Raw genomic sequence first — 19,708 nt, 5'->3', positions numbered from 1 at the left:
CGACCCCCCCGGAGAACGAGTCGCCGGAGAACGAGACGCCCGAGACCGAGATGCCCGAGGGCACCGCCCCGGAGGGCGGCGTGCACGCCGCCGTGGTCCCGGCTGAGGTGAGCGAGGGCATCGAGCACTACGTGCTGCCCGAGGGCGCGGCCGACAAGGTCGAGCCCGTGGACCTCGAGTCCGAGATGAAGCGCTCCTACCTGGACTACGCGATGGCCGTGATCGTCGGCCGCGCGCTCCCGGACGTGCGCGACGGCCTCAAGCCCGTGCATCGCCGCGTCCTCTACGCGATGTACGACGGCGGCTACCGCCCGGACCGCTCCTTCAACAAGTCCGCCCGCGTGGTGGGCGAGGTGATGGGCAACTACCACCCGCACGGCGACACGGCGATCTACGACGCCCTCGTCCGCCTGATCCAGGACTGGGTGCAGCGCTATCCGCTCGCGCTCGGCCAGGGCAACTTCGGCTCGCCCGGCAACGACGGCGCGGCGGCCCAGCGCTACACCGAGACCAAGATGGCCCCGCTGGCCATGGAGATGGTCCGGGACATCGACGAGGACACCGTCGACATGCAGGAGAACTACGACGGCAAGCAGCTCGAGCCCGTCGTCCTTCCCGCGCGCTACCCGAACCTGCTGGTCAACGGCTCCTCCGGCATCGCCGTGGGCATGGCCACCAACATCCCGCCGCACAACATGCGAGAGGTGGCCTCCGGCGTCCAGTGGTACCTCGAGCACCCCGAGGCCACGCGCGAGGAGCTGCTCGAGGCGCTGCTGCAGCGCGTGCACGGCCCCGACTTCCCCACGGGCGCCCAGATCCTGGGCCGCAAGGGGATCGAGGAGGTCTACCGCACCGGCCGCGGGCCCATCACCATGCGCGCCGTGGTGAACGTGGAGGAGCTCCAGGGCCGCACGTGCCTCGTGGTCACCGAGCTGCCGTACATGACCAACCCGGACAACCTCGCCGCGAAGATCGCGGAGATGGTGCGCGACGGCAAGATCAGCGGCATCGCGGACATGCGCGACGAGACCTCGGGCCGCACGGGCCAGCGCCTCGTGATCGTGCTCAAGCGGGACGCCGTGGCCAAGGTGGTGCTGAACAACCTCTACAAGCACACCGAGCTGCAGTCCAACTTCTCCGCGAACATGCTCGCGCTCGTCGACGGCGTGCCGCGCACCCTCTCGCTCGACGGTTTCGTGCACCACTGGGTGAAGCACCAGATCGACGTGATCGTGCGCCGCACCGCGTTCCGCAAGCGCAAGGCCGAGGAGCGCGCCCACATCCTGCGCGGCCTGCTCAAGGCGCTCGACATGCTGGACGAGGTCATCGCCACCATCCGCCGCTCCGCCTCGGCCGAGGTGGCGCGCGAGGCGCTCAAGGAGCTCCTGGACATCGACGACGTCCAGGCGCAGTCCATCCTGCAGATGCAGCTGCGCCAGCTCGCTGCGCTCGAGTCCCAGAAGATCCAGGACGAGTACGACGAGCTCATGGCCCGGATCGCCGCGTACACGGAGATCCTGGAGAGCCCGCAGCGCCAGCGCGAGGTGGTCTCCGGCGAGCTCGCGGAGATCGTGGCCAAGCACGGCGACGACCGCCGCACCGAGATCGTGGCCGGCTTCGACGGGGACATGTCCATCGAGGACCTCATCCCCGAGGAGGAGATGGTCGTCTCCATCACGCGCGGCGGCTACGTCAAGCGCACCCGGATCGACCAGTACCGCTCCCAGGCGCGCGGCGGCAAGGGCGTGCGCGGGGCCACCCTGCGCGGCGACGACGTGGTGGAGCACTTCCTCACGGTGTCCACGCACCACTGGCTGCTCTTCTTCACGAACTTCGGCCGCGTGTACCGGATCAAGACGTACGAGCTGCTCGAGGCCGGCCGGGACGCGAAGGGCCAGCACGTGGCCAACCTGCTCGCGTTCCAGCCGGACGAGCGGATCGCCCAGATCCAGCCGCTCACGGACTACTCCCGGGCCCCCTACCTCGTGCTCGCCACGCGGGGCGGCCTCGTGAAGAAGACCCCGCTGCTGGACTACGACACGAACCGCACCGCCGGCCTGATCGCGATCAAGCTGCGCGAGGGCGACGAGCTCGTCTCGGCCCGGGTGGTCTCCGACACGGACGACCTCGTCCTCATCTCCCGCCTGGGCCAGTCCCTGCGCTTCACCGCCACGGACGAGGCGCTGCGCCCCATGGGCCGCGCGACCTCCGGCGTGACCGGCATGAAGTTCCGCGGCGGCGACTCCCTGCTGGCCATGGACGTCATCCGGGCCGAGGGCGACGACGACGCGTACGTGTTCACCGTGACCGACGGCGGCTACGCCAAGCGCACCCGCGTGGGCGAGTACCGCCTGCAGGGCCGTGGCGGCCTGGGCACCAAGGTGGCCAAGCTCGTCGACGACCGCGGCGGCCTCGCCGGCGGCCTCGTCGTCCACGGGGACCAGGAGGTGCTCGTGGTGATGGCCTCCGGCAAGGTGGTGCGCTCCGCCGTCGCGGGCGTGCCCGCCAAGGGCCGCGACACGATGGGCGTGATCTTCGCGAAGCCGGACAAGAAGGACCGGATCGTGGCCGTGACGCTCAACAACGAGCAGGAGATGGTGGCCAAGGCGGACGCGGAGGCCGATGCCGAGGCGAACGCGCCCGAGGCGGCCAGCGAGGCCCTCGGCGACGCCGCGGATCCGGCGGTCAGCACGGCCGGCCTGGGCGTCGTGGCCGGGGTGGAGACGGGAGCCGACGAGGCCTCCGAGGGCGTGACGGGCCCGGATGTACCCTTGGACGCAGCAGCCGATCAGAACGACCCCGTAGCCGCGGCCGACGGCGCCCTCGAGGCGTCCGATGCTGAGGATGCAGACGGAGGAGAGCAGTGAGCACGTCCGCAGCGCAGCGCCCGTCCGGCTCCGGCCGGGCCGCGGGCGGCACGGAGAGGTCCTCCCGTCCGGTCCGCAAGGCCACCTCGTCCGCGGGGCAGGAGAACCTGGTCCGCGCCGTTCCCAAGGCGAAGGTGCGCCGCGCGCGCCTGATGCTGAGCCGGATCGACCCGTGGTCCGTGCTCAAGCTCGCGTTCCTGCTCTCCGTGGCCCTGGGCATCCTGACCGTGGTGGCCTCCGTGGCGCTCTACTCGCTCGCCGACGTCACGGGCGTGTTCGAGAAGGTCAACGGCATCCTGGGCACCGTCCTGGGCGTGGAGGCCGGCCGCTTCACGGTGCAGAGCCTCGCGCCGCTGAGCACCGTGACCTCCCTGGCCACCGTGCTCTCCGTGCTGAACGTGATCCTGCTGACCGCTCTCGCCACCGTGTTCGCGCTGCTGTACAACCTCTGCGCGTCCCTCGTGGGCGGCATCGGCGTCACGCTCACGGACGACTGACCGCCGCCGTCGGTCTCTCCCGTATGGGCCGACGGCGGTGGGCGTCCGCGCGCATTTGCGCCGGGCGCCCGCGCTCGTGTAGTGTCATCTCCTGTTGTGAACGGCTTCTGCCGAGAACGACGGTGAGGGCGTATAGCTCAGGCGGTTAGAGCGCTTCGCTGATAACGAAGAGGTCCCAAGTTCAAGTCTTGGTACGCCCACTCCCACCACAGAGCCCCGGTCCGCTGGGGCTCCGTTCGTACCCGGAGGGTTTCCCATGGATCGTCTGGCCCGCGTCGCCCTCGTGGCGGCCGCCGCCGCGGCGGCCTACGGAGCCCGCACGTGGCGGGCGAACCGTGAGGGGAAGGACATCTGGGCCTCGGCCACGGATGGCCTGCCGGAGAGCGTGTCCCACGCGGACCCGGCGCCGAAGGACCGACCCGCCTCCTGAACCGGAGACGTGGAGCGGACCGCTCGGGGGCATGGCGCAATTGGTAGCGCACCTGCTTTGCAAGCAGGGGGTTAGGGGTTCGAGTCCCCTTGCCTCCACGGACGGACCATCACGAGGGCCCCGCCGGACGATCGAGACGATCGGCTCCGGCGGGGCCCTCGCCGTCTCTGCAGATCTCGCCCGTGCGCCCGCCGCGCGCTGACCGGTCCACGAAGTGGACCACGGACGTCCCGGGGACCGTCAGGAGGGTGTCCGGCGCCCTGCCCTCCCCGGTCCACGAGGCCCGCTGACGCCGCGCCCAGGCGGCGACGCCCGGGAGGGACATCACGAGGCCCGCCCAGAGGACCAGCCCGCCCGTGACGGCCAGGTAGCCCGCGGCGACCGGTGCACCCGGCGTGGCCTCCCACGCGGTGTGCACCACGGCATACGCGAGCAGTGCCGTCACGGCGAGACGCATCCGGCGCCGCTTCGCCTCCTCCTCCGGGCTGCGGGGCGGCCCGTGCAGCGGCGGGGGCGCTGCGCGCGGCGGGCGGAGGAGGACACGTCCGGCCGACCACCAGGCGGCGCCGCAGAGGAGGAGCATCAAGGTCACCTGCCGGCGATCCCGCCTGCCGAGGAGCGGGCTGCCGGTCCACGCCTCCAGCACCCCCCACGCCGGGAGGGCGAGGCCCAGCACGGTGACCACGGCCCCTCCCACGATTCGCCTCCTCCCCTCCATGCCGCCGACGCTAGCGGCCCGCCCCACGCCTCCGGGATGCCCTGTGGACAACTCGAGCCGCCGCCGTCGCGCCGGGCCTGCCCCGCGGGATGGTTGGATGGGTCGGTGAACACCACCGAACACCCGACCACAGACCAGCCCGCATCTGGGCAGGGCCCCACGTCCTACGCCGCGGTGCCCCACAGCTACTACGACATCTTCGTGGGCGTCTTCGTCGCCCTCCTCATCCTCTCCGGCGTCACCGCCGCGAAGCTCTTCTATGGGCCGACGGTGCCGATCCTCTCCGACGTCTTCTACGAGGGCGGCCCCCTCATCTTCGACGGCGGCGCCTTCCTGTTCCCGTTCGTCTACATCATCGGCGACATCCTGGCCGAGGTGTACGGCTGGCGCCGGGCCCGCCGCGCCATCGTCCTCGGGTTCGCGATGCTCGTGCTCGCCGCCCTCACCTACACGGTGGTCTCCTGGACCACGCCCGTCGAGAACTTCGAGGTGTGGGACCAGGCCCTCGCGCCCATGCTGCGGATCACCGTGGCCGGCATCGTCGCGTTCCTCGTGGGCTCCCTGCTCAACGCGTCCATCGTGGTCCGCCTCAAGGAGCGCATGAAGGAACGGCACGTGGCGTTCCGGCTCATCCTCTCCACCGTGGTCGGCCAGTTCTTCGACACCCTGGTCTTCTGCACCATCGCCTACGCCGGCACCATCTCACTGCTGGAACTGGCGAACTACACGGCGACCGGCTTCCTCTACAAGACGCTCATCGAGATCCTCATCGTGCCCGTCACCCTGCTGATCATCCGAGCCCTCAAGAAGCGGGAGCCCACCTACCGGGCCCCCGGCTTCGAGATCTACCGCGAGGCCTCGCCGGCCGCCTGAGCGAACGCCGCGAACACCGCATCGGGGTCGTTGCCCGTGACGCGCCGCGCGTTCGGGCGGCGGCCCCAGATGCCGCGGTCGTCGTGCACCGTGGTGCCGCGCAGCAGGTCCGATTCTGCCTCCACGTCGATCACCGTGACCGCCGTCGTGATCTCCGCCTGACCCGTGGCCACCTGCGCGGCGAACAGGTCGTGCAGGTGCGCCACGTAGCCCTGGTCGTAGTCGTGGTGGAACTCGAAGTAGAACCGCAGCGCGTCGGCCAGCACGTCCAGCACGGCGCTCCCGGTCCCCGCGAGGGGGCCGGGCTGCCGGACACGGTCCGCGCTCCACCCGACGGGGGAGCGGCCGGCGTCCGCGAGGAGCGCGTCCAGCAGGGCGGGGGTGTACTCGATCCGCTCCGTGGTCTCGAGCGCGCACACGATCGGCAGCCGCTCCTCGGGCAGCCCCTCGAAGGCCGCGAAGACCTCCTTCGCCGCGTCCGGGTCACACCACGTGTTCCACTCCGCGGTGGGCGTGGTGTTGCCGGGGTGGTGGAAGGCGCCGCCCATGATCACGATCTGCTTCGCCAGCTCCGGCAGGCGCGGCTCGGCGCGCAGGGCGAGGGCCAGGTTCGTCAGGGGAGCAGTGCACAGCAGCACGCTCTGGCCCGGATGTGCCCGCAGCTCCTCGAGCCACACGTCGAGCGCGGGGCGCGCCGATATCCGCTCCTCGCGCCACGGCACGCGCGCGTAGCCCAGCCCCTGCGGCCCGTGCGTCTCCGGGGTGGTCTCGGCCGGGCAGCGCAGGGGGGCCTCCGCACCCAGGGCGACCTCGACGTCGTCGTGCCCCAGGACCTCCAGCAGGCCGGCCGCGTTGAGGGCGCACTGCCGGGCGGAGGCGTTGCCGCCCACCGCCGTCACCGCCGCGATCTCGGCGCCGGCGCCCACGAGCTGGATCAGCGCGCACGCGTCGTCGATGCCCGGGTCCATGTCCACCAGCACGCGCATGCTCACGGTCCGGACCCTATCGCCTTCCGCCGCCGCGCCCGCTAGCCTCGGCCTCATGAGCGAGCTCTTCGAGAACGAGCAGAAGCAGTCCATGACCCGCGAGCAGGCGGCCGCCCGCCTGCGCGAGATCGCCGACCAGCTCTCACGCCAGAACGAGGTGCGGGTGGTGCAGGGCGGTCGCGACGTCGTCGTGGCCGTGCCCGACCGGGTGGAGCTGGAGGTCGAGGTGGAGGTCGAGCAGGGCGGGACGTCCGAGCTGGAGATCAGCCTGTCCTGGTGACCGGCTGACGGCCCCCCACGACGTCGAGGCCCCGCCGGAGCGATCCGGCGGGGCCTCGTCATGTCAGCGGGTGGGCTCGCCCGGCACGCGGGCGTCGGCGTCCGCCACGGCCTGGCCCTGGCCGACGACGCGGTGGCCCGTGGCCTCGGCGACGGCCTCGCGCTGCTTGGCGTAGGGATCGTTCGCCGCCCCGCGCTCCACCACGGGGATGTTGGCGGTGATGGGGCCGGGGGTCGGCGCGGCCCACGGGTCCTGCACCGGCTTGGTGAGCTTCCAGATCGCGAAGCCGGCGCCCGCGGCGGCGGCGGCCATGCCCGCGACGATCCAGCCGCGGCCGCCCGCGCGCTCGGAGCGGTCGGCCTTGCGCGCGGTGCGCTTGAGGTCCTTCTCGGTCTGGCCGGCGTAGTGCTCGGCGCCCTTGCGCAGCTTGGCCACAATCTTCTTGTCCCCGGTGAGGGCGATCAGGGCCTGCTCCACGGAGGTGGGCACCTGGACGTCGTGCGCGGTCTGGCGGGCGCTGCCGGCCACGTCGGCCAGACGCGAGGCGGCGACGGGCGCGAACTCCTCACGGCGCTGCTCGGCGTAGCGGGAGGCCTCGGCGAGGCGCTCCTGGACCTGCGGGGCCAGCTTCTCGCCCTGGTCCTGGACGGCGGCGACGGCGGCGGCCAGGAGCCCGGCGGCGGTGAGCCCGCCCTTCGCGGCGGCGTCCTTGGCCTTGCCGGCCTTCTGGGCGGTCAGGAAGCCCAGCACGTCGGCCTTCGTGTCCGCCTTCTTGGCGGCGCCGCGGGCATCCTTGCGGACCTGCTTGGTCTTCTTCGCGCCGCGCTTGCCGGCCTTCTTCGCGGCCTTGCGGGCGGACTCGGCCTCCTTGGTGAACTCCTCGCCCAGCTCGGCGGCCTGGTCCTGGAGCGCGGAGAAGAACTCGTGCAGGCCGTCCTTCTGCTTCGCGACCACGGGGGCGACGGCGCCCAGGCCGCCGGCCACGGCCTTGCCGGCGCGCTCGGCCAGGGGGGCCATGTCCTGCTTGACGTCCTTGGCGCGGCGGCGGCCCTCCTCGGCGGCGACGGTGGTGCCCACCTCGCCGAAGGCGGTGCCGGCCTCGCCCCACGCGAGGGCGGCCTCGATCCTGGGCTCGGCCCAGTGGCGCAGGATCTCGCCCTGGCGGGTCAGGAACGTGTCCGCCCCGCCGTCGTGCTGGATCGCGGAGTCGGTGGTCGGGTTCTTGCGGGCCATGTCTGCCTCCCGTGCAGTCGGATGTTCGCTGGACTGGTCGTCTCCGGATCAGCCTAGTGGCGTGCGGTGGCCATGGCACGGTCCGAGCGCGCCCCTTCTTCGAGCACCGCCCCGCCGGGGCGCCGCGATTCGGCCCACCGCGAAGACGCGGAGGGCGCGTCGGTCGAGCCGGGGCAGGCGGGGGCCGCGGGTGGAACAATGACGCCCATGACCGCCAACGCAACGCATACCGCGACCATCCACACCAACCACGGCGACATCGTCGTCGAGCTCTTCGGCAACCACGCGCCGAAGACCGTGAAGAACTTCGTGGGCCTCGCCACCGGCGAGCAGGAGTGGACCCACCCCCAGACCCGCGAGAAGAACAACGGCGCCCCGCTGTACTCCGGCACCGTGTTCCACCGCATCATCAAGGACTTCATGATCCAGGGCGGCGACCCGCTGGGCATGGGCGTCGGCGGCCCGGGCTACCAGTTCGGGGACGAGATCCACCCCGAGCTCCAGTTCGACCGCCCCTACCTGCTCGCCATGGCCAATGCCGGCCCCGGCACCAACGGCTCGCAGTTCTTCATCACCTCCGTGCCCACCGGCTGGCTCAACGGCAAGCACACCATCTTCGGCGAGGTGAAGGACGAGGCCTCGAAGGAGATCGTGGACCAGCTCAACGCCGTCGCCACGGACCCGCGCGACCGCCCGCTCGAGGACGTCGTGATCGAGTCCATCGAGATCGCCGAGGCCTGAGCGGCCCGCTCCCGGTGAGCACCACCCCCGAAGGACCGCACGGCCCGGAGTCCGCGCACGGCACACCCCCGGTGTGCCCGCGGCATCCGGGCCGTGCGGCGTATGTGACCTGTCCCGCGTGCGGCCGCCCCGCGTGCCTCGAGTGCCAGCGCCCCGCCGGCGGCGCCATGGTGTGCGCGGACTGCGCCGCGGCGCCCGGCAGCGGCGCCGCCCCGACGCCGTCGTCCGCCCCCGCGCGGGCGTCCCGTGGGCGCGGCGGCGTCCTCGGCGCCCTGACCGCGGCACCGACGACGACCGGCCTCATCGTGCTCACCGCCCTCGTGTACGCGCTGCAGTGGCTGTACCGGGACCCCGTCACCGGCGTGACGCCGTCCCTCTGGTACGCAGGCCTCTACACCTCGCCGCTGGCCTTCGAGCCGTGGCGCCTGCTGACCTACGCCCTCGTGCACGACGTCTCCGGGCCCACTCACCTGGCCCTGAACCTGCTGGCCCTGTGGGTGATCGGCCGCGTGCTCGAGCCGGTGCTGGGCCTGTGGCGATTCCTCGCCCTGTACGCGATCTCGGCGGTCGGCGGAGCCGTGTTCGCCCTGTGGACCTCCGACCCGCTGCAGCCGGTGGTGGGCGCCTCCGGCGCCGTCTACGGGCTCTTCGCGGCGCTCTTCCTCCTCACGCGGATCGGCGGCGGTCAGGTGCGCTCGATCGCGGTGCTCATCGGCCTGAACCTCGCGGCCTCCTTCGCCCTGCCGGGGATCTCGTGGCAGGTCCACGTGGGCGGCCTGCTCACGGGAGCGGCGGTCGCCCTGGTCCTCACCCGGCTCGGCCCGCTGCCGGGCACTCCCGGGCGGGGGCGCGGCGGGGTGGGCGCCCAGGTGGCGGGCCTCGTGGTCGTGCTGGCGGCACTCGGGGGCCTCACCGCCCTGGGTGCCTCCCGGATCGGACTCGACGCGCTGGTGATGTGAGCCGTGCCGGTCCGCCACCGCGCGGGCCGGCAGGCCGGCCCGCGCGGTGGCGGACTGTCCACAGGGGCCCTGTGCAGGAGTGGCCCAGTCACCGTCCACACCTGTGGACAAACCCGGGGACAACTGCTTCAGCCGCGTCAGCGGGCCGATGAAGTTCTCCACAGGGTTGTCCACCGCTGTGGAGAATCACACCCGTGTCATTCGCTCCAGCGGGACATCATGAGGAACCCGAGAAGGGCGAGGCCGAAGCCGATGAGGATGTTCCAGCCGCCGAGGCCCACCAGCGGGAAGAGCCCCTGCGTGAGGTAGTAGGTGCAGACCCACAGCAGGCCGAGGATCATCAGGCCGAACATGACGGCCTTGTACCAGCGGGGCAGGGGAGCGGGCCCGGCGTCGACGACGCCGAGGTCGGTGCTCACGGAGGAGGCGCGGGCGCCGGAACGGGCCCTCTCGAGCTCGGCGCGCTTGCGGCGGGCCGAGTCCTTGCGCTTGCCGGAGGGGGCTGCCACGGTGATGCTCCTTCTGCTGCCCGGGTCCGGGCGTCGCGGGTGGGACGTGGGGGTCCAGGGGCCACGCGGTATCCTTCCCTGACCTGCCGAAGGACCGGCGCGCGGCGTGCCGGGCCAGTCTATGCACCCCGCCCTCGCGCGGCGGGGAGGAAGAAGCGGCCCTCGTGAGCGACTCTCCGGTCTCCGTGCTCGTCGTCGACAACTACGACAGCTTCGTCTACACCCTGGTGGGCTACCTCCAGGAGCTGGGCGCCCGCACCACCGTGATCCGCAACGACGAGGTGGACGCCGAGCGCGTCCTCGCCCTGGCCGCGGAGCACACGGCGGTGCTCATCTCGCCCGGGCCGGGCGCGCCCGCCGACGCCGGCGTCTCCCTCGACCTCATCCGCTCCGCGGCAGACGGCGGCCGGCCGCTCTTCGGGGTGTGCCTGGGCCACCAGGCGATCGCGGAGGCGTTCGGCGCGACCGTGACGCACGCTGAGACGCTCATGCACGGCAAGACGTCCGTGGTGCGCCATGACGGGCATGCGACCTTCACGGGGCTGCCGGAGCGCTTCACGGCCACCCGCTACCACTCGCTCGCCGCCGTGCGCGACACGGTGGACGAGTCCGTCCTGGAGATCACCGCGGAGACCGACGACGGGGTCGTGATGGGCCTCGCGCATCGCACGGCCCCGCTGTGGGGCGTGCAGTTCCACCCCGAGTCGGTGCTCACCGAGGGCGGCTACCGCATGCTGGGCAACTGGCTCGAGTCGGTGGGGCTGGACGGCGCCGCCGAGCGCGGCGCGCAGCTCACGCCGCTCGTCCGCGAGGACGCCTGACCACGAAGGCCCACGAGGACGGCTGAGCGGTCCCCGCCGCCCCGCGGCTCACGTGGAGGGCGTCGGCTCGATCGAGGGCTCGGGGACCACGGGCTCCACGCCGCCCGAGGTCGAGGGGTCCGGATCGGCCGGTGCGGTCGGCTCCGGGTCGGGTGCCGGGCCACTGGGTGAGGGCTCCGAGGGGTCCGGGCCGGGCACTGGATCGCTCGGCGGTTCAGTGCTCGGGTCCGGGGTCGGCTCGACGGAGGTGCTCGGCTCCGGGTCGTCGCTGCTGGGCCGCGGGTCGCTCGGAGGCGCCGGGGCCGCGGTGGTCGGATCCGGCCGCGGGGCCGTGGCGGGCGGCTCCGCCGGCGGGGGGTCCCGCGTCGGCTCGGGCTCGATCCAGGACGGGGCGGGCGCGGCCGGGTCCTCCACCAGGGCGGGTCCCTCCACGGTCGCGATCGCGGAGGAGGACGTGGTCAGCGTGATCGCGGACCGGGTGTCCACGCGAGTCCCCGCGGGCGGATCCTGGCCCACCACGACGCCGGTGTCCACGGCCCCGCCCTCGTCGGACTGGACGCGGGTCGCCAGGTCCGGGGCCGTCCGGCGCAGCGTCGCCTGGGCGTCCTCCACCGTCATCCCCACCAGGTCCGGGACCGGCACCATGCCGGAGGAGAGGTAGAGGACCACGGGAGTGCCGGAGTCCACGCCGCTGCCGAGCGACGGGTCCGTGCGCACGAGCCGGCCCCGCGCCATCCCGCCGGCGTCCTGGTACTCCACGGAGGACACGGACAGTCCCAGCCGCTCCAGCTCCGCGCGCACCGTGGACTCGGGCGCGCCCTGCAGGGACTCCGGGACCACGACGTCGGCGGGGCCGCGGGAGACGTGCACGCGCACCTCGGCGCCCCGGTCCACGGCGGCGCCGGCGGCAGGATCGGTGTCCACCACGTGCTGGGCGGGCACGGAGGCGTGGAACACCGGGACGATGGCGGCGGTGAGGCCCGCGTCCGAGAGCGCCGCCACGGCCTCCGCCTCGGTCCGGCCTTGCAGGTCCGGCACCGTCGAGGGGCCGAGGCCCCGCCCGCCCAGCGTCAGGGAGAGGACGGCGGCCAGGAGCAGCAGCACCGCCCCCATGGCGCCCACGAGGGCCAGGAGCCGACGGCGGGACGTCCCCGGCTCGGGCGGCGGCGGCGCGGCATGGGAGCCCGCGGGCGTCGGGGCTGCGGGCGCGAGCGCCAGGGGCACGGTGGTCGGGCGGGCCGGGGCCACCGCGTGGTGCGAGCCGGTGCTGGGGGAGCGTCCGTCCACGGAGGCCGCGGCGGCGAGCTGGGCGGCCGAGGGTGCTCCGGGCAGGGAGGTGCCGGCCACGGCGTGCCCGGCCACAGCCTGGGTGTCCGCGTCGTCGGGCGCGTCGTCGGGCCGTCCCCCCTCGCCCACGGCGGGCGGCGCCGCCGGGAGCGCGCGGGTGACCGGTCCCTCCTCGGCGAGGGGGAGCGCGGTGGGGTCGGCGACGGCGGCCTCGAGGGCACGGCGGAACTCGGTGGCGGAGGCGTACCGCTCGGCCGGGTCCTTGCGCAGGGCGCGCAGCACCACGGGGTCCAGCGCCGGCGGCAGCCCGGAGGCCACCTCCGAGGGCGCGGGAGGGGTTTCGCGCACGTGCTGGTAGGCGACCGCCAGAGGGGTGTCCCCCGTGAACGGCGGCCGTCCCGTGAGCAGCTCGAAGAGCACGCAGCCCGCCGAGTACAGGTCGGCGCGGGCGTCCACCGCGCGCCCCGTGGCCTGCTCGGGGGAGAGGTAGAGGGCGGTGCCGACCACGGTCTGCTGGGACGTGTTCGCCGAGGTGTCCGCGAGGGCGCGGGCGAGTCCGAAGTCCGTGACCTTCACGTCCCCGGCGGGGGTCACCATCACGTTGGCGGGCTTCACGTCCCGGTGGACGATCCCCTCCGCGTGCGAGTGCTCGAGGGCCTCGAGCACGCCCACCGTCCACGCGGCGGCGCGCCGCCATGGCACGCACCCGTCGTCGAGGACCTCGCGCAGGGTCCGCCCGGAGACGTGCTCGAGGACCAGGAACGGGCAGTCGACGGGATGGTGCTGGTCCTCGCTCATGCAGACGTCGCCCGTGTCGTACACGCCCACGATCGAGGGGTGGTTGAGGGCGGCGGCGGCGCGGGCCTCGCGCCGGAACCGCGCCTGGAACTGGGCGTCCCGGGCGAGGTCCGCGCGCATCAGCTTCACGGCCACCGTCCGGTTCAGGCGCAGGTCCCGGCCGCGGAAGACGTCGGCCATGCCGCCGCGTCCGATCAGCTCGTTGATCCGGTAGCGGTCGTTGAGGATGCGGGGTCCGGGCACGGGCACCTCCGTCGGCCGGCGTCAGCCGGCGGGGGTCGCCGTGGACGTCGGGACGTCCGTGGCCGAGGGGTCGGCCACGCCGGGCGAGGAGGCGCCCCCGCCCGCGGGGGACGGGGTGCTCGTCTCGGCCGACGAGGGGTCGGGGGGAGTCGGGGCCGGGGCCTCCGTGGTCGGCTCCGGGAGGGGCTCGGCGGCCGAGGCGGTCGGGGAGCCCTCGGGGGTCACCGGGGCGGCCGGGGTGCTTTCGGCGGGCTGGGAGGTGCTGGGCGCGGCCGGCGGCGCGGCGGGGGCCGAGGACGACGCCGGGGCCGGCTCCACCGGCGGGGCCGCGGGGGCGGTCCCCGAGCCGGCCGTGGCCACGATCACCTGGACGGGTGTGTCGAAGCGGTGCCGCTCCCCCGAGCCGGGCACGACGCGGACCACCTCGCCGGCGGCGCCGTCGGCCTCCGGATCGTCCACACGGTCCACGCTGAACCCGCGCTCGCGCAGCAGCGCGACCACCGTGTCCACGGGCTGGCCCACGAGGTCCTGGGGGAGTGTCCCGGCGCCGGTGGAGACGGCCAGGGTCACGGTCTGGCCGCGTTGCAGGGGGCCCACGGGGTTCACACCCATCACGGTGCCCTCCGGCTGCGGGTCGTCACGGTCCTCCTGCGCCACGGTCAGGCCGAGCCGCTCCAGCTCGGGGCGCACCTCGGCCACGGGGCGGCCCCGGTAGGCCTCGGCGTCCACCTGGACGGCCGAGGCCGAGGGGGAGGAGCCTGGGGCGCCGCCGTCGCGCGCCCCCATGACCAGGGGCCACAGCAGGGCGCCGAGCACCGCGAACACGAGGAGGGCGAGGAGGGCGATGAGCGGCCAGCGGGGTCCGCGGCGCCGGCCCGCGGGCGCGGAGCCCGACCGGGGCGCCGCCGCAGGGGCGCCCCAGGACTCCCCGGCCGGCGCCACCATGGGCGAGGGGCGGGTGTCCGCCGGGCGCGTGGCGGAGATGTCCTGGTCGGCCTGGGGCGCGGACGCGGCGGCCACGGGCAGTTCCGCGGTGGCTGGGCCGTCCCCGCCGCCCCGGCCGTCCTCGGAGCCGCTCTGATGCGTCGCGCGCATGCCCGCGTAGTCGAGCGTGGCGGTCTCCTGGTCCGCCTCGGCCGGCACGCCCTGCTCCTCCAGGAACGAGGCCAGCACGGGCGCGGCGGCGACGGCGGCCCGTGTGTCCCGCTGGCGCAGGGCGTCCGCCGCGTCGGAGAGGGCCGTGGCGTCGGAGGGACGCTCCCTCGGGTCCTTCGAGAGCATGCACATGATCAGCGCGCGGACCGGCGCGGGGACGGTGTCCGGCAGCGGCGGAGGGGTGTCGTTGACCTGCGCGAGGGCGATCGCGATCTGGGACTCGCCCGTGAACGGCCGGCGGCCGGCGAGGGCCTCGTAGCCGATGATGCCCAGCGAGTAGATGTCCGAGGACCCGGTGGCCTGCTGGCCCGTGGCCTGCTCGGGGGCCAGGTACTGGGCGGTGCCCATCACCTGCCCCGTGGCCGTCAGCGGCACCTGGTCCGCCAGGCGCGCGATCCCGAAGTCCGTGACCTTCACCCGGCCCGAGGGCGTGATCATGAGGTTGCCGGGCTTCACATCCCGGTGCACCAGGCCCTGCGCGTGGGCGGCGGAGAGCGCCGCGGCGGTCTGGGAGATGATCCGCAGGGTGCGCTCCGGGGAGAGGGAGGTCTCCTTCTCCAGGATCGCGGAGAGCGGCTGGCCCGGCACGAGCTCCATGACGAGGTAGGCGGAGCCCTTCTCCTCGCCGTAGTCGTACACGTTGGCCACGCCGGGGTGGTTGAGCAGGGCGGTGTGCTGGGCCTCGGCCCGGAAGCGGCGCAGGAAGTTGGGGTCGCCCGTGTACTCCTCCTTGAGGATCTTCACGGCCGTGATCCGGCCCAGGACCTTGTCCCGCGCCTTCCAGACCTCGCCCATGCCGCCGATCGCGATCCGATCGGTCAGCTGGTACCTGCCCCCGAGGGTGATCCCCGATGTCGGCCTCATTCTGCGACCACCGCTTCCATGATGCTCTTCATGCCCTCCACCACTGTCCGGTGTCCGAAACTCGTGTCCACGTCCTCGATGACGATCGTCACCGCGACCTGCGGGTCCTGCGCCGGCGCGAAGCCGGTGATCCATGAGTGCACGTTCTCACTGTCACCGATCTCCGCCGTGCCCGTCTTCGCCGCGATCCTCATCCTGTCCGAGGCCGCGCCCGTCGCGGTGCCGCTGCGGACGACCTCCTCCATCATCCCCGTGATCTGCCGCGCCACGTCCGCGTCCGTGCCTCGGCCGTGCTCCCGGGGGCTGAACTCCTCCACCGTGGTCAGGTCCGGGCGGCGCACAGCCCGCACCAGCTGCGGCTCCATCACCATCCCCTCGTTGGCGATGCCCGCGGCCACCATGGTCATCTGCAGGGCCGTGGCCTGCACGTCGCGCTGCCCGATGGCGGACTGCGCCAGGGACGCGTCGTCGAGGTCCTCGGGGAAGCGGGACGCGGCGATCGGCAGCGGCATCGAGCCCTCCTCGTTGAAGCCGAAGCGCTCGGCGGTGTCGCGGATCGCGTCCTCCCCGAGCTCGACGGCGGCCATCGCGAAGGGGGTGTTGCAGGACTGGGCCATGATCGTGGTGAGCGTGGCCTTCTCGATGCCGTCGCACTGGCCGCCGTCGTAGTTGCCCATCTGCGCCGAGGTGCCGGGCAGGGTCCACCGCGCGGGGACGTCCAGGACGTCGTCCGGGGCGTAGTCGCCGGACTCCAGCATGGCGACGGCGTCGATCAGCTTGAACGTGGAGCCGGGGGAGACCGTCTGCTCGGACGGACGGTTGCGGTACGCACTCGCGCCCGGGATCGCCTCGAGCGCGGACATGGCCTCCTGGGCCTTCGCACGCGTGTGGGAGGAGAGGGCATTGGAGTCGAAGCCCGGGCGGGAGGCCATCGCGAGGATCTCTCCCGTCTCGGGGTCCGTGACCACCACGGAGCCGCGCACGCCCTCGGGCAGCGCGGCGTAGGCGGCGCGCTGGGCCTCCGGGTCGATCGTGAGCTCCACCTGGTCGCCCTCCGCGGTGGCGCCCGTGATGATCTCCACGGCGCGGTCCATGAACTGCGAGGTGGGGGTGCCCGCGAGCTGCTCGTTCATGGCCTTCTCCAGGCCCTCCGTGCCGTACGTGAGCGAGTAGAAGCCGGTCAGCGGCGCATACAGCGCGGTGTCGTGGTAGACGCGCTGGTAGGTGAAGGCGTCGTCGGACTCCACGGACTCGGCGATCGGCTCGCCGTCCACCAGGATGGGCCCGCGTGGTGCGCCGAACTCCAGGAAGATCTGGCGCGAGTTCAGGGGGTTCTGCTTGAGCCGGTCCGCGGCCACCACCTGGATCACGGAGGCCGCTGCGGCCAGCACCAGGAACATGGCCACCATGACCGTCCACGTGCGTCGGATCGCCTCGTTCATCGCGGACCACCCCCCGTGGAGGAGGAGCCGGAGGCGACGGCGGCGCGCGGCAGCTCCGCGCCCGGGTCGAGGTGGCCGGCGCCGGGGCCCGAGGCGTTCACCATGGCGTCCACCACGACGGGCCGGCGGGCCGCGTGCGAGATGCGCAGCACGAGGCCCACGATGATCCAGTTGGCCAGCAGGGACGAGCCGCCTGCGGCCAGGAACGGCGTGGTCAGGCCGGTGAGCGGCAGCACGAGGGTGACGCCGCCCATCACCACGAAGACCTGCCACGCCATGGTGAAGGCCAGGCCGGAGGCGAGCACCTTGCCGAACGCGTCCCGCACGCCGAGGGCCGCCCGCATCATGCGGGTGACGAGGAGCAGGTAGAGGACCAGCACGGCGGCCAGGCCCACGAAGCCGAGCTCCTCGCCGATGCTGGCGAGGATCATGTCCGAGAAGGACAGCGGCACCTGGGTGGGGTTGCCCGCTCCGAGGCCCGTGCCCATGAGGCCTCCGGAGGCCATGGCGAACAGGCCCTGGACCACCTGGTAGGAGCCGCCGAAGTCCCGGTGGTAGATCTCCGGGTCGAACGCGTGGAGCCAGATCTGGAAGCGGGCGGTCACGTGCGGCATGAACAGGAACGCCAGCACCGCGCCCGCGGCCACCAGGCCCAGGCCCAGCAGGATCCAGGAGAACCGCGAGGTGGCGATGTACAGCATGGCCATGAACATGCCGAAGAAGAGGAGCGCCGAGCCGAGGTCCCGCTGGAACACGAGCACGCCGAGCGCCACGAGCCAGGCCGCCACGAGCGGGCCGAGGTCGCGTACCCGGGGGAACGTCAGCGGGCCCACGCGCCGCCCGGCCAGCAGGATGAGGTCCCGGTTGGCGGAGAGGTACCCGGCGAAGAAGACGGCCAGCGTGATCTTGGCGATCTCGCCCGGCTGGAAGGTGCCGAAGCCGACGTTCACCCAGATGCGGGCGCCGTTGGCGCTCAGACCGAGGCCGGGCACGAGCGGCAGCACCAGGAGGAGGGCGGAGGCCGCCAGGAAGAGGTACGGCCAGCGGCGCAGCAGCCGGTGGTCCCGCACCAGGAACACCAGGGCCGTGGCCACCGCGACGGCGAGGACGGACCACATCAGCTGCGAGTCGGCGCTGGCCCCGCGCGTGTCCTCGCTGAGCCGGCGGATCACGGCGATGCCCAGGCCGTTGAGCAGCGCGGCGATCGGCAGGATGAAGGGGTCCGCGTAGCGCGCGCGCAGGCGCAGCACGACGTGCATCACGAGGGTGGCCGCGGCGAAGACCCCGAGGGGCACGAGGTCCGTGCGGGTCACGGTGCCGCCCGCGCCCAGGATGCCCAGCAGGTCCGCGCCGACGGCCACGGCCAGGGCGAAGACCAGCAGGATCAGCTCGGTGGTGCGGCGCGGCCGCGGCGGGGAGATGACGTCGGGCATCAGCGCTCGCCTCCTTCCGGGGTCTCACCCGTGGGCGCGGGGGCGCCGGGGGCGAGGGACTCGCTCAGCTCGGTCACGATCTGCTCGGCGTGGCCGAGGTCACGGGCCGCCATGCCGGAGCGGACGCGCTCCTGGGCGTACGAGGGGAGGCCGTCCACGGACAGGTCGGTCCGCCGGTCCACATGGGAGAGGTCGAGCGGGCCCAGGTGCTGGGGGACGCCGCGGTACACGGCCACCTGCCCGGCGTCCTCGCCCACGTAGTACTGGGTCTGGGTCCACAGGTAGCCCCACAGCGCCACGGCGGCGAGGAGGAGGGCCAGCAGGGTGGTGAACACGGGGATGAACCAGCCGCGGCGGTACTGCGTCGGCTTCCCGTCGCGCCTGCGGCGGCTGCCGTCGTCGGCGCCGTCCGCCGGGGACTGCGCGGTCGCGGAGCCCTCCGGGGTCCCGACGGCGCCCGCCGCCGGGGTGTCCGAGGCGGACGCGGCCTCCGCCTCCCCGGGGGTCCCGGGACGGCCGGACGGGCCGACGGCGGAGTCGAGCGGCGCGGGGGTGACGGACTCGCCGCCGCTCGTGAGGAGCGCGGCCGTCCGGCGGGGACGGTTCTCCGGGGCGGGCGTCTCGCCGAGCAGGGCGGCCGCGCGGCGGCGGGTGGAGCTGCGGGTGACCACGGGGATGCGGTCGGTCTTCACCGCGGAGGAGGCGGCGCCCACGATCAGGTGGGGCCGCGCCGCGAGGTCCTCGCGCAGCAGGCGCCCGGACACCGCGCCGGCCTCCGGCGCCTGGGCCACGGCCAGGGCGTCCTCCGAGAGGTGCACCTCCGGCGGAGGGGCGAGCTCCTCGGGCGTGCCCTCCGCGACCTCGAACACCACGATGGTGACGTTGTCCGGGGCGCCGCCCTTGAGGGTGAGGTCCACCAGGTTGTCCACCACGGTGTTGAGGGCCTCGCCCTCGGCCAGCTCCTGGTGGATGCGCTCCACCGTGACCACGTCCGTGAGTCCGTCGGAGCAGAGCAGCCAGCGCTCGCCGGCCGCCACGGGCACGTCGAACACGTCGAGCTCGGGGGAGGCGTCCACGTCCCCCAGCACCCGCATGAGGACGTTCTTGTTGGGGTGGAACTGCGCCTCGGCAGCCTCCAGGCGGCCCTCGTCCACGAGCTTCTGCACGAACGTGTGATCGCGCGTGACCTGGGAGAACGCGCCGTCGGCGAGGCGGTAGGCCCGCGAGTCGCCGATGTGCGCCATGTGCAGCGTCTCGCCGGCAAGGAGCGCGGCGGTGCAGGTGGTCCCCATGCCGGCCAGCTTGGGGTTGGCGTGCACGAGCTCGTTGAGGATCAGGTTCGCGTTCTGGATCTCGTCCGGCAGGACCGTGCCCGGGTCCTTGTAGCCGACGTCGTCCAGCGGGGCCAGGTCCAGCACCGTGGAGGCGCTCGCGACGTCGCCGCCCACGTGCCCGCCCATGCCGTCCGCGAGCACCGCCAGGTGACGGCCCACGTAGGCGGAGTCGTCGTTCTTGGAGCGCACGCGTCCCACGTCGGACCGAGCGGCGAAGCGGAGGACGAGGGTCATCGGA

Annotated in this window: 17 protein-coding genes and 2 tRNA genes; 10 read left to right on the top strand and 9 right to left on the bottom strand. The window is 73.5% G+C overall.

All coding sequences use genetic code 11. The features are described from left to right. Window positions 1–50 precede the first annotated feature (50 nt). From gyrA to KZX60_RS06750, 5 genes are all read left to right on the top strand, one after another. A complete protein-coding gene (gene gyrA / locus KZX60_RS06770) occupies window positions 51–2,867 on the top strand; it encodes a DNA gyrase subunit A (RefSeq protein WP_282442678.1) in 2,817 nt (938 codons plus the stop codon). Continuing rightward, a complete protein-coding gene (locus KZX60_RS06765) occupies window positions 2,864–3,364 on the top strand; it encodes a DUF3566 domain-containing protein (RefSeq protein WP_248116719.1) in 501 nt (166 codons plus the stop codon). The genes gyrA and KZX60_RS06765 overlap by 4 nt, the downstream gene beginning before the upstream one ends. Window positions 3,365–3,490: 126 nt before the next feature. Further along, a tRNA-Ile gene (locus KZX60_RS06760) sits at window positions 3,491–3,564 on the top strand. Window positions 3,565–3,620: 56 nt separating this feature from the next. After that, on the top strand, window positions 3,621–3,794 hold the full coding sequence (locus tag KZX60_RS06755) for a DLW-39 family protein (protein ID WP_248116717.1): 174 nt from the start codon (window positions 3,621–3,623) through the stop codon (window positions 3,792–3,794). 25 nt (window positions 3,795–3,819) lie between these two features. Then, window positions 3,820–3,892: transfer RNA gene (locus KZX60_RS06750), tRNA-Ala, on the top strand. Window positions 3,893–3,903: 11 nt separating this feature from the next. Here KZX60_RS06750 and KZX60_RS06745 read toward each other — a convergent pair. Next, window positions 3,904–4,491, bottom strand: a complete 588-nt coding sequence (locus tag KZX60_RS06745; protein WP_248116715.1) for a hypothetical protein — start codon at window positions 4,489–4,491, stop codon at window positions 3,904–3,906. A gap of 126 nt (window positions 4,492–4,617) precedes the next feature. On the opposite strand from KZX60_RS06745, the gene KZX60_RS06740 reads away from it, so the two are divergent. Then, window positions 4,618–5,385 (top strand): queuosine precursor transporter, encoded by a 768-nt coding sequence (locus KZX60_RS06740; RefSeq protein WP_248116713.1) that lies wholly within the window; start codon window positions 4,618–4,620, stop codon window positions 5,383–5,385. On the opposite strand, the gene KZX60_RS06735 is transcribed toward KZX60_RS06740, so the two are convergent. After that, window positions 5,358–6,377 (bottom strand): nucleoside hydrolase, encoded by a 1,020-nt coding sequence (locus tag KZX60_RS06735; protein ID WP_248116710.1) that lies wholly within the window; start codon window positions 6,375–6,377, stop codon window positions 5,358–5,360. The genes KZX60_RS06740 and KZX60_RS06735 overlap by 28 nt on opposite strands. A gap of 49 nt (window positions 6,378–6,426) precedes the next feature. Between KZX60_RS06735 and KZX60_RS06730 the strand changes: the two genes are divergently transcribed. Then, the gene (locus KZX60_RS06730) at window positions 6,427–6,651 is read left to right on the top strand and encodes an amphi-Trp domain-containing protein (protein ID WP_248116708.1); all 225 of its coding nucleotides are present in this window, start codon (window positions 6,427–6,429) and stop codon (window positions 6,649–6,651) included. A 63-nt stretch (window positions 6,652–6,714) separates the two neighbouring features. Here KZX60_RS06730 and KZX60_RS06725 read toward each other — a convergent pair whose 3' ends face one another. Continuing rightward, on the bottom strand, window positions 6,715–7,884 hold the full coding sequence (locus KZX60_RS06725) for a hypothetical protein (RefSeq protein WP_248116706.1): 1,170 nt from the start codon (window positions 7,882–7,884) through the stop codon (window positions 6,715–6,717). Between the two features lie 207 nt (window positions 7,885–8,091). Between KZX60_RS06725 and KZX60_RS06720 the strand changes: the two genes are divergently transcribed. Together KZX60_RS06720 and KZX60_RS06715 are read left to right on the top strand one after the other, a co-directional pair. Next, window positions 8,092–8,625 (top strand): peptidylprolyl isomerase, encoded by a 534-nt coding sequence (locus KZX60_RS06720; protein ID WP_282442663.1) that lies wholly within the window; start codon window positions 8,092–8,094, stop codon window positions 8,623–8,625. Window positions 8,626–8,729: 104 nt separating this feature from the next. Continuing rightward, the gene (locus KZX60_RS06715; protein ID WP_248116702.1) at window positions 8,730–9,584 is read left to right on the top strand and encodes a rhomboid family intramembrane serine protease; all 855 of its coding nucleotides are present in this window, start codon (window positions 8,730–8,732) and stop codon (window positions 9,582–9,584) included. Window positions 9,585–9,781: 197 nt separating this feature from the next. Here the strand turns inward: KZX60_RS06715 and KZX60_RS06710 are convergent, their stop codons facing one another. After that, window positions 9,782–10,093 carry a cell division protein CrgA gene (locus KZX60_RS06710; RefSeq protein WP_248116700.1) on the bottom strand — a complete coding sequence of 104 codons (312 nt, stop codon included), beginning with the start codon at window positions 10,091–10,093 and terminating at the stop codon, window positions 9,782–9,784. Window positions 10,094–10,257: 164 nt separating this feature from the next. Here KZX60_RS06710 and KZX60_RS06705 point away from each other — a divergent pair, with 164 nt between their 5' ends. Further along, window positions 10,258–10,914 carry an aminodeoxychorismate/anthranilate synthase component II gene (locus KZX60_RS06705; RefSeq protein ID WP_248116698.1) on the top strand — a complete coding sequence of 219 codons (657 nt, stop codon included), beginning with the start codon at window positions 10,258–10,260 and terminating at the stop codon, window positions 10,912–10,914. 48 nt (window positions 10,915–10,962) lie between these two features. Here KZX60_RS06705 and pknB read toward each other — a convergent pair whose 3' ends face one another. The 5 genes from pknB to KZX60_RS06680 are packed head-to-tail and all read right to left on the bottom strand — an operon-like array spanning window position 10,963 to window position 19,704. Next, on the bottom strand, window positions 10,963–13,242 hold the full coding sequence (gene pknB, locus KZX60_RS06700) for a Stk1 family PASTA domain-containing Ser/Thr kinase (RefSeq protein ID WP_248116696.1): 2,280 nt from the start codon (window positions 13,240–13,242) through the stop codon (window positions 10,963–10,965). Window positions 13,243–13,263: 21 nt separating this feature from the next. Then, window positions 13,264–15,261 carry a protein kinase gene (locus KZX60_RS06695; RefSeq protein WP_248116694.1) on the bottom strand — a complete coding sequence of 666 codons (1,998 nt, stop codon included), beginning with the start codon at window positions 15,259–15,261 and terminating at the stop codon, window positions 13,264–13,266. Beyond that, the gene (locus tag KZX60_RS06690) at window positions 15,258–16,703 is read right to left on the bottom strand and encodes a penicillin-binding transpeptidase domain-containing protein (protein WP_248116692.1); all 1,446 of its coding nucleotides are present in this window, start codon (window positions 16,701–16,703) and stop codon (window positions 15,258–15,260) included. The genes KZX60_RS06695 and KZX60_RS06690 overlap by 4 nt, the downstream gene beginning before the upstream one ends. Then, complete coding sequence (locus KZX60_RS06685) at window positions 16,700–18,136, bottom strand: FtsW/RodA/SpoVE family cell cycle protein (protein WP_248116690.1); 1,437 nt, start codon at window positions 18,134–18,136, stop codon at window positions 16,700–16,702. Before KZX60_RS06685 ends, KZX60_RS06690 begins: the two co-directional genes overlap by 4 nt. Then, window positions 18,136–19,704, bottom strand: a complete 1,569-nt coding sequence (locus KZX60_RS06680) for a PP2C family serine/threonine-protein phosphatase (RefSeq protein ID WP_248116688.1) — start codon at window positions 19,702–19,704, stop codon at window positions 18,136–18,138. Before KZX60_RS06680 ends, KZX60_RS06685 begins: the two co-directional genes overlap by 1 nt. Between the last annotated feature and the right edge of the window lie 4 nt (window positions 19,705–19,708).

This window comes from Micrococcus sp. EYE_212, from assembly GCF_023147585.1.
Lineage (GTDB): Bacteria > Actinomycetota > Actinomycetes > Actinomycetales > Micrococcaceae > Micrococcus.
The sequence above is the reverse complement of the archived record's forward strand: the minus strand, read 5'-3'. Positions and strand labels throughout refer to the sequence as shown.